The sequence below is a fragment of the Xylanibacter brevis ATCC 19188 genome (assembly GCF_000621725.1).
Taxonomy (GTDB): Bacteria; Bacteroidota; Bacteroidia; order Bacteroidales; family Bacteroidaceae; genus Prevotella; species Prevotella brevis.
In genome coordinates, this window is the sequence record NZ_JHXM01000029.1 from 1 (window position 1) to 7,224 (window position 7,224).

A 7,224-nucleotide genomic window follows, 5' to 3' on the forward strand; every position below is an offset into this window, starting at 1 on the left:
GTCAAGAAGTATTCATCGGTTCCAATGCTGGATGTACAGTGGCAGAGGGACAGGTCATTGGCATATCAAAGTTAATTCCTCAGAAGTTTCAGTTTCATTAAATAGAGTAGCTTAATCAAGATATAAGAAATGTCACGTAAGGCGAGAGAAGGATCGGGTACTGGGATATTTCATGTGATGATGCGTGGCATTAATCACCAGAACATATTCGAGGACGCTGAGGACAACTACCAGTTTATCAACACGCTTGACAGGATGCGGGTACGTTATGACGATGACGGGAACCCCTGCGGGAGCAACTGTACATACTATGCCTACTGCTTGATGAATAATCATTTTCACCTGCTGATACGTGAGCGAGAGGAGTCGGTAGGAGAAACGGTAAAGCGGATAGCGAGCAGCTACGTGTACTATTATAATCGTAAATATCTGCGCGACGGTCATTTGTTTAAGGAGCGTTTCAGAAGTGAGCCGGTAAATGACATGGCTTATTTTGTGACGCTTCTGAGATATATTCACCAGAATCCTGTGAAGGCAGGAATAGTAGAGCTCGTAAAGGATTATGAGTATAGCAGCTGGGGAGAATATGACGGCACGGTGGAACCGGTGTTTCAGTTGTGTGACACGGGAACGGTGCTAAGGCGTGTTCCTTTTGATGACCTGGAGGCTATGGTAAACGAGCCGTTGTCTGATGAGGTGAATTGCCTGGATATGGATGATCCTTCGCGTAGCAGGCCTTCTGACGATCAGGTGTGGGCTTATATCAAGGATAAGACGGGTGTGACCAACAGTAGTGCTTTCCAACGGTTGAATGATGACATCCGGCGTGCTGTGCTGAAAGATCTGAAAGAGATAGGTGCTTCGCACCGGCAGTTGGCCCGCTTGACGGGTATCGGGCGCGGAGTGATACAGGGGCTTTGATGAAGCGAACACGGATCGCACGGATTATACAGATTATTGGTTGTTAAAATAGTTGTTTATGGTATCTGAGAACTTATTAGCTACTTATTCGCTTTTGGCCTATATTAAGGATCATGAGCGAAATGATAACGGAAAGAGCTTAATTGGTCTTTTTGTGCCTATTGTTATGCAAACTGTTAATTGGATGCTTAGGGCAAACGGACTAAAACTTCTAATGGGAAAAGATTATACAGAGATAAGAGCTGGTGTTAAGAAGTTCTTTGATTTGGATATGCCAATTGAGGTGATTTCTGCTATAATGGGAAAAATATATGAAGATGATGTTGAACAACTATTCAAAATTAATAGCGATCATTCTTTTATCATTAAGCAGGGTTTCGCAGTTTCCTTAGATAATGAATATGACAACCAGAAGAGTAGAATCTCGAAATTAGAAAAACATTATAGAACATTCTGCAAAAGACAAAATGTAAACTTTGATTTTCAAGAGCTTGTAAACTTTATACAAGACCAAAAGAATAGAGTATTTGAGGGTAATGATACTGTTGTGGCAAAACAGGATTATTATGTTTCAAAATATATAATGGAATGTATAAGACGAAAAGATTATATCTATGAAATAATATGTAGTATTTACCTCGGAGGTGTCATTTCATCTTATTACAAGTTCCAGATTAATGAGAAAGTAGTTGATACAGAACTTTTATGGGATACTAACTTCTATATAAGTCTTTGTAAACTTAATACTAGAGAAGCTTATGAAACATGCTCCCAATTGTTGGAAATGGCTACAGCAATGGGGTACAGATTTTCAATCCTCCAACGAACAATTGAACAGATTAAAATCCTCATATCTAATAAGGCAAAAGATTATGATAACAAGGATTATATCTCATCATGGGATGAATCTGATATCTTGGCCGCTTGCAGCAGGGAGGAAATGCCTAAATCTGAATTGTTGTTAGTCAAGGATAATCTTTTGGATGATTTAAGCCGTAAAGGGGTTAATATTGTTTATGATGCGAGTATTCGGGATATAATTGATTCTGCCGAAAAATCAAGAGATTTAAAGAATCTTTCTAAAATAAGAGGCAGTAAGGAAAGTGCATTGAATGATATTATAGCCCAGATGTATGTTGAGAAGAAAAGAAAGAGTAGGCAAATTGCAGAGTTTAATGATGTTAACTGCTGGTTTCTTAATAACTCTTTCTCTGTAAACAAAAAAGAGCTTCATTTGCCAGTATGGCAGAGAATTTCTATATCTGCTCCTGATTTACTATTGTTGTTGTGGTTTGCTAATCCTTCGCTGGCAAATGAGAAAGTTGACTCTTTGTTGGCAATTTCAAGTCTTTCGGCCAATGTGTTTAAATACAGGTCAGAAAAGATGCCATCATCTAAAGTGGTTGAAAAAATACAAAATAGAGTTGCTAAACTTCAAGTGACTAATCAGGTGTCTCAGAAAGCTATTGCTAAACTTTGCATCCGTATGTCTGAGGGATGTATCCAAGAGAATGAGGCTGAGCGTTTAATTATGATGCCAACAGAGGAATTTGTGGGTTATCTTGATCAAATAAGGGATGCAGATGACGCGTATATGGAAATTAGTGAAGAGAATGAAAATCTTCGCGGGCAGAATCAGAATCTTATTCAAGATTTGATGTTGGAGAAGACTAGAAACAAGATAAAAGAAATGCAAATATGGGCTATCCTTTATGTTTTTGGGGCGATAGGTCTTTTTATAATATATTGGTTGTTCATACGTGCTACTGTACAACCACCATTTTTAGACTTTTCTATTCAAATTATGTATTGGATTTTAACTTGTTTAGGTGTTAATTTCATAAATCACAAATATATATGGTTAGGGTTGATGTCTTTTATTAAGCCTAAACAAGTAGAGGAAGTAGTAAAAAATAAGCTTGAGGCCGTTCCTCATCAGAACTCTGAGGTATGACCCAAGAAGAACTATGGCAGGCTAAGTATAATGAGGTGAAAACTTTCATTGAAACGAACCATAGGAATCCATCGCGGCATAGGATAGAAGAGCATGATATGCTTAATTGGCTAAAGGCAAATAGAAAGCAGATGAATGCAAATAGTATGAAACAAGAGAGAATTGAACCATTCAAAAAGTTGTTGGCGTTGATTGAAGAAAACAAGCATGTGAATCAGTATGTGTGAGGGGAACGAACACGGATCTCACGGATAAAACGTATCAATAACTGGGTCGCTTCGCTCAAAATTAATCAAAATCAGGTTCAAAAATAATCAAGTAATGCAGAAATTACAGAATCATTTCTTAAAAATATTTAAAAATCGCATTGTTTTGACTAATTATGTGGAAAACTTGGGGAAAAGGCACTACCTTTGCACCCTTTTTTGAAGAAATAGCACTATATTTGCACAAGATTACAAGAATTCTGAGACATATTAATAACAACTCAACAATACATTATGGCTTATCCGTTCATACCAATAGAGCACAGGGAATATCCTAATACTTTCCTTGTAAATACTGCTGTCAGCTTGATTGCCAGCAATTGGAATGGTGAGTATAATGAGAATTTCGATAAACTCTATCCAGAATTTGTCGATCGCTTCTTTGATATTAAAAAAACTGTAGATCAGTATAAACAGAAAGACGAGTTGTCACTCTCATCTCCTGAAGACGAAGTGACCTTTACTTTCCGGCCCGATAAAGCAAATCTTAGGGTGGGTCGTAAGAAGTACCATACGTTTGTTGAGACGATTATGCCCGAACTAGTCCCGCTGAAGGTGTTTATGTTTGGTGCCAGAGAGATTGGATACTTGGAGAATCTTCAGGTTCGAAAGTTGAATATTTTCCCCATACAGGCTGATTCTGATGAAGAGATAAAACAGAATGCTAATGATGTCTATCGTTATCTCTATAAGCAAGATTTGATGTCGGAGGTGACAGTCGCTCAAATACCCAATAATTCACCTTGGATTTTGGATTTCAGAAGGGCATTGTTCGCTAATGACGATTTTAAAGTTACCATAAGGATTGGTATAGCAAAATCGCAGGGGTCGGAGAAAAGTTATAATGTGGTGATGGACTCGTCTGTTGTACTCGCTCAGCATAAGGAGATTGGAGAAGGTGCAATAGACAGACTTCTTATTCGTCTGAACGATCAGCTTTTCAATGCTTTCCACTGGTGTGTTGCAGATGAAATCATCAAGTTGATGGAACAGGAGGTGAAGATATGAAATTCGTTGAGACAGAACGACCAGATAAGTATGAGTGCTACAGTGAGCCAAGCAATGGAAACTTCATTGCTAAGTGTGGTGTGTTTGGCGCTTTTATGCTGACCTTTTCATTGTCGACACCGAAAGCATACGCAGCACCTAAGCCCAAGCCTGCAATTGAATGGCGCTATGATCAGAATGTAGATATTATCCCTCAGGATTTGGTTTCTATTAATGCCCCTGTGGTGGATATGGTTCGTTTACCATTCTATGCAAAGATTGATAGTATCAGTCTGTTGGGAGGCAATTGGGATGGCTATGGTTCTGAAAAGCCAAATTGCGAGGCCATAAAGAATGCACGCCATTTGATTGAGACTCTCGATAGGGAAACACTAAAATTTCTGGCTACTGATGCTATCTATCCTTCTTCTTATGGCTCTTTAATCCTTGACTTTGAGACTAAGAGAGGGTTGGTGTCTGTAGAGATTGGCGACAGCACAATGGGATTTTTTACTGACTTCATTGATGGTAATAATTATGCCGCAGAGGGTATTAGCACTGATTTTGTGTCCGTTCCGACATCTTTGGAATCTTGTCTTTCATAAGGATAGGCATGTGCTGATTCCTCGTGAGATAGCTCCTGATGAAGAATGTATCAGGTGTGTGATGCCATCAAAGATGAAAGGTGGTATTGTCAGACAGGATGCTTTTCTTCCTTTTGAGTATGATTGCGGTTCTTCAGTGTTAAGGTTGAGATATACTACGCTGGATTTCTGTGTGAATTATGGAAAGGCATTGGATAAAGATAAACATCAGTTGGGCGCTTTGTTAAAGTTCAGCCAGAACGATGTAGAACAGGTTAATGCTTGGGCGCAAACGGATGCATCAAAAGTGAAGAATGAGGATACGGGAGAAGAAAGAATAAATGGCACCTCGGCTAAACTAAAGTACACACCAATGGATGGAGACGATTATGTTGACCCGGATAAGAGATACTATACGGACTCATGCATTTCGAAACCCATGCATGCTGATTTGACTTTTGCGGAGCCGATGGAGAAAGGCTATGTGAGGACTCGGATGCGACATTATAATAATGAGTTGATAAAGCTATGTAAGAAGGCCTTTATGAATAAAACCAATGATGAGTTAGGTGAATGGACTGATGTGAACAAGTCACCACAAAATTAATGAAGCGGTAGCCTCACTGGATCTGAGACCACCGCTTAAACAAAATAAAACCACCTCACTACGGCGAGATATCAACACCTCAACATCACCTTAGGTGAAATCGAAGTGCACATGACCAGGATTAGCAGATGCTATCATTTGGCAATTGAGAGCTGTCAGCTTATTAGCGTTCTTCACAATTAGTTCTGCTCCTTTATTCTTGCCTGCATTTGCTATCATTTGCAGATTAAGGGCGGTGTAGTTTGCTGCATTAACTTCAACCGTACCTCCTGCACTGGCTATCATTTGCAAATTTAAAGCTGTCATCATTTGATTTAAAATGATTTTAAAAGGGTTAGTTACTCTGCGGTTACCTGCCCGTCCCGCATAGGGCTCTTCACTAAGCGGAGAGAATGCTAGAGGTTATTAGCCTCTCGGGGGGAAGGGGTCGTGCCCATGAGAGTCGCGCTCTCTTATTCTACCGTCAGTTCCATGAATGAATAGTTCGGATTGCTGATTCTTGGAAATCTGTCGGGCGGCGCTGATTGCGTCAGACTGTCTGTCAAAAAGAGCTGTGAGTCTTGTGCTCCCCTCTCCTCTAATCCCCCATCTACCATTGGCGGGGACTACGTGTTGGTTCTTTCCCACTCAAAACACCTCCTTCCTGTGCCAGGATTAAGGTTAAAAAACCTTAGCACAGTTTAAGAATTGCAAATCGTGTGCCAAAAAAGGTAAATATTTCTTAAATCGTAGCGTGAGTGTCATTTTGACATAGACAAAAACCTCAGCGCGTTACTCAACGAACTGAGGTGAATTCGAATCAGATTGTGATACAGTGTATGTTAGGTATGACAGGGGACAGGTTTTGAAGTGAACCTTTCAGTTGTGTCCAACTTTCTGGGTTCACTTCAGTTCCTCGTCACGCGGATAAACCTTTCCCTCTAACGATCATCATGAAGGATGAGGCTGCGTTGTTGATGCCTCGCCTGTTGTCGGAGGGTATTCATACGCAGATATATGAGCAGTACAAGCAGATCTGTGAGGTGACTAAGAAGCTCAATGAGTTTCTTGACAATTTGGACAATAACAACGAGAAACTTCTGGATTTGTGATGGTGTGACTGTGTTAGAGGGTGCAAATTATACCTTTACGGGTATAATTTTGATAAAAATACTTAAAAATATACCCGATATGATATAATTTCATGTGGTATTATGTATTTTTGTACCCGAAAAGGTATAATAGAGTATGGCTTTATCGGAATATTTAAAGGAAAAACGTAAGAAAAACGGGCTCTCGCAGGTGGAAATGGCTGAGAGGGCCGGTGTGGGGCTCAGGTTCGTCCGGGACTTGGAACAAGGTAAGCAGACATTACGAATGGACAAGGTTAACGATGTGCTGGCTTTGTTTGGAGAGTGTTTGGGACCTGTAAAGACTAAATAAAGTATGAAGCAGGCTGGTATCTATGTGAATGATGTTTTCTGTGGCATCCTGAGAGAAGACGAAGAGGGATTCCACTTTGCTTATGATGAGGACTATCTTACACGTAAGGATGCTGTTGCAGTGAGTCCTACAATGCCATTGACGGAACATCGGTATGACAAGGAGATGATGTTGCCAGTATTTGATGGACTGATTCCTGAAGGATGGCTGCTGGATATTGCATCGGAATCATGGAAAATTGATCGGCGTGACAGGATGTCGCTATTGATGGCTTGTTGTAAGGATTGCATTGGAAACATCAGCGTAAAACCATTAAGTGATGAGTAAGTGTTTGTATTGTTATCAGGAACTGGAAGAGGGACTGACAGACTTTCACCCAGAATGTGCACGAAAAATGTTCGGTAGCGACAAGGTTCCTGTGCTGCCATACACGCGAGATAATATGTCGGAATTGGCTAGGAGGGTAATTCGCTCCAGTGCATC

At 40.2% G+C, this 7,224-nt stretch carries 11 protein-coding genes and 1 pseudogene; 10 read left to right on the forward strand and 2 right to left on the reverse strand.

The features are described from left to right. Window positions 1-129: 129 nt before the first annotated feature. The 6 genes from T433_RS0112480 (at window position 130) to T433_RS0112505 (ending at window position 5,319) form a co-directional block, all read left to right on the forward strand. On the forward strand, window positions 130-921 hold the full coding sequence (locus tag T433_RS0112480; RefSeq protein WP_027456034.1) for a transposase: 792 nt from the start codon (window positions 130-132) through the stop codon (window positions 919-921). A 58-nt stretch (window positions 922-979) separates the two neighbouring features. Then, window positions 980-2,875, forward strand: coding sequence for a hypothetical protein (locus T433_RS0112485; protein WP_027456035.1), 1,896 nt, complete (start codon window positions 980-982; stop codon window positions 2,873-2,875). Continuing rightward, complete coding sequence (locus T433_RS0112490; RefSeq protein ID WP_027456036.1) at window positions 2,872-3,102, forward strand: helicase associated domain-containing protein; 231 nt, start codon at window positions 2,872-2,874, stop codon at window positions 3,100-3,102. The genes T433_RS0112485 and T433_RS0112490 overlap by 4 nt, the downstream gene beginning before the upstream one ends. A 273-nt stretch (window positions 3,103-3,375) precedes the next feature. Next, window positions 3,376-4,149 (forward strand): hypothetical protein, encoded by a 774-nt coding sequence (locus T433_RS0112495; RefSeq protein ID WP_027456037.1) that lies wholly within the window; start codon window positions 3,376-3,378, stop codon window positions 4,147-4,149. Next, window positions 4,146-4,733, forward strand: coding sequence for a hypothetical protein (locus T433_RS0112500; RefSeq protein WP_027456038.1), 588 nt, complete (start codon window positions 4,146-4,148; stop codon window positions 4,731-4,733). Before T433_RS0112495 ends, T433_RS0112500 begins: the two co-directional genes overlap by 4 nt. A 73-nt stretch (window positions 4,734-4,806) precedes the next feature. Further along, window positions 4,807-5,319 (forward strand): hypothetical protein, encoded by a 513-nt coding sequence (locus T433_RS0112505; protein ID WP_155808512.1) that lies wholly within the window; start codon window positions 4,807-4,809, stop codon window positions 5,317-5,319. A gap of 90 nt (window positions 5,320-5,409) precedes the next feature. Here the strand turns inward: T433_RS0112505 and T433_RS0112510 are convergent, their stop codons facing one another. Next, on the reverse strand, window positions 5,410-5,628 hold the full coding sequence (locus T433_RS0112510; RefSeq protein WP_248616529.1) for a hypothetical protein: 219 nt from the start codon (window positions 5,626-5,628) through the stop codon (window positions 5,410-5,412). A gap of 96 nt (window positions 5,629-5,724) precedes the next feature. After that, complete coding sequence (locus T433_RS16320; protein ID WP_081778495.1) at window positions 5,725-5,946, reverse strand: DUF2188 domain-containing protein; 222 nt, start codon at window positions 5,944-5,946, stop codon at window positions 5,725-5,727. Between the two features lie 305 nt (window positions 5,947-6,251). Here T433_RS16320 and T433_RS16580 point away from each other — a divergent pair, with 305 nt between their 5' ends. From T433_RS16580 to T433_RS16875, 4 genes and pseudogenes are all read left to right on the forward strand, one after another. Next, window positions 6,252-6,410 (forward strand): hypothetical protein, encoded by a 159-nt coding sequence (locus T433_RS16580; protein WP_155808511.1) that lies wholly within the window; start codon window positions 6,252-6,254, stop codon window positions 6,408-6,410. A 136-nt stretch (window positions 6,411-6,546) separates the two neighbouring features. Continuing rightward, window positions 6,547-6,741, forward strand: coding sequence for a type II toxin-antitoxin system Y4mF family antitoxin (locus T433_RS0112520; RefSeq protein WP_027450957.1), 195 nt, complete (start codon window positions 6,547-6,549; stop codon window positions 6,739-6,741). 3 nt (window positions 6,742-6,744) lie between these two features. Then, window positions 6,745-7,068 (forward strand): HipA N-terminal domain-containing protein, encoded by a 324-nt coding sequence (locus T433_RS0112525; RefSeq protein ID WP_027456041.1) that lies wholly within the window; start codon window positions 6,745-6,747, stop codon window positions 7,066-7,068. Next, a pseudogene (locus tag T433_RS16875) lies at window positions 7,061-7,224 on the forward strand (type II toxin-antitoxin system HipA family toxin); the annotation flags it as partial. The gene T433_RS0112525 and the pseudogene T433_RS16875, both read left to right, overlap by 8 nt.

What these genes read in the sequence shown, in the direction of transcription:
- T433_RS0112480 (WP_027456034.1), top strand. Translation starts at nt 130, where the DNA reads ATGTCACGTAAGGCGAGAGAAGGATCGGGTACTGGGATATTTCATGTG.
- T433_RS0112485 (WP_027456035.1), top strand. Translation starts at nt 980, where the DNA reads ATGGTATCTGAGAACTTATTAGCTACTTATTCGCTTTTGGCCTATATT.
- T433_RS0112490 (WP_027456036.1), top strand. Translation starts at nt 2,872, where the DNA reads ATGACCCAAGAAGAACTATGGCAGGCTAAGTATAATGAGGTGAAAACT.
- T433_RS0112495 (WP_027456037.1), top strand. Translation starts at nt 3,376, where the DNA reads ATGGCTTATCCGTTCATACCAATAGAGCACAGGGAATATCCTAATACT.
- T433_RS0112500 (WP_027456038.1), top strand. Translation starts at nt 4,146, where the DNA reads ATGAAATTCGTTGAGACAGAACGACCAGATAAGTATGAGTGCTACAGT.
- T433_RS0112505 (WP_155808512.1), top strand. Translation starts at nt 4,807, where the DNA reads ATGAAAGGTGGTATTGTCAGACAGGATGCTTTTCTTCCTTTTGAGTAT.
- T433_RS0112510 (WP_248616529.1), bottom strand. Translation starts at nt 5,628, where the DNA reads ATGATGACAGCTTTAAATTTGCAAATGATAGCCAGTGCAGGAGGTACG.
- T433_RS16580 (WP_155808511.1), top strand. Translation starts at nt 6,252, where the DNA reads ATGAAGGATGAGGCTGCGTTGTTGATGCCTCGCCTGTTGTCGGAGGGT.
- T433_RS0112520 (WP_027450957.1), top strand. Translation starts at nt 6,547, where the DNA reads ATGGCTTTATCGGAATATTTAAAGGAAAAACGTAAGAAAAACGGGCTC.
- T433_RS0112525 (WP_027456041.1), top strand. Translation starts at nt 6,745, where the DNA reads ATGAAGCAGGCTGGTATCTATGTGAATGATGTTTTCTGTGGCATCCTG.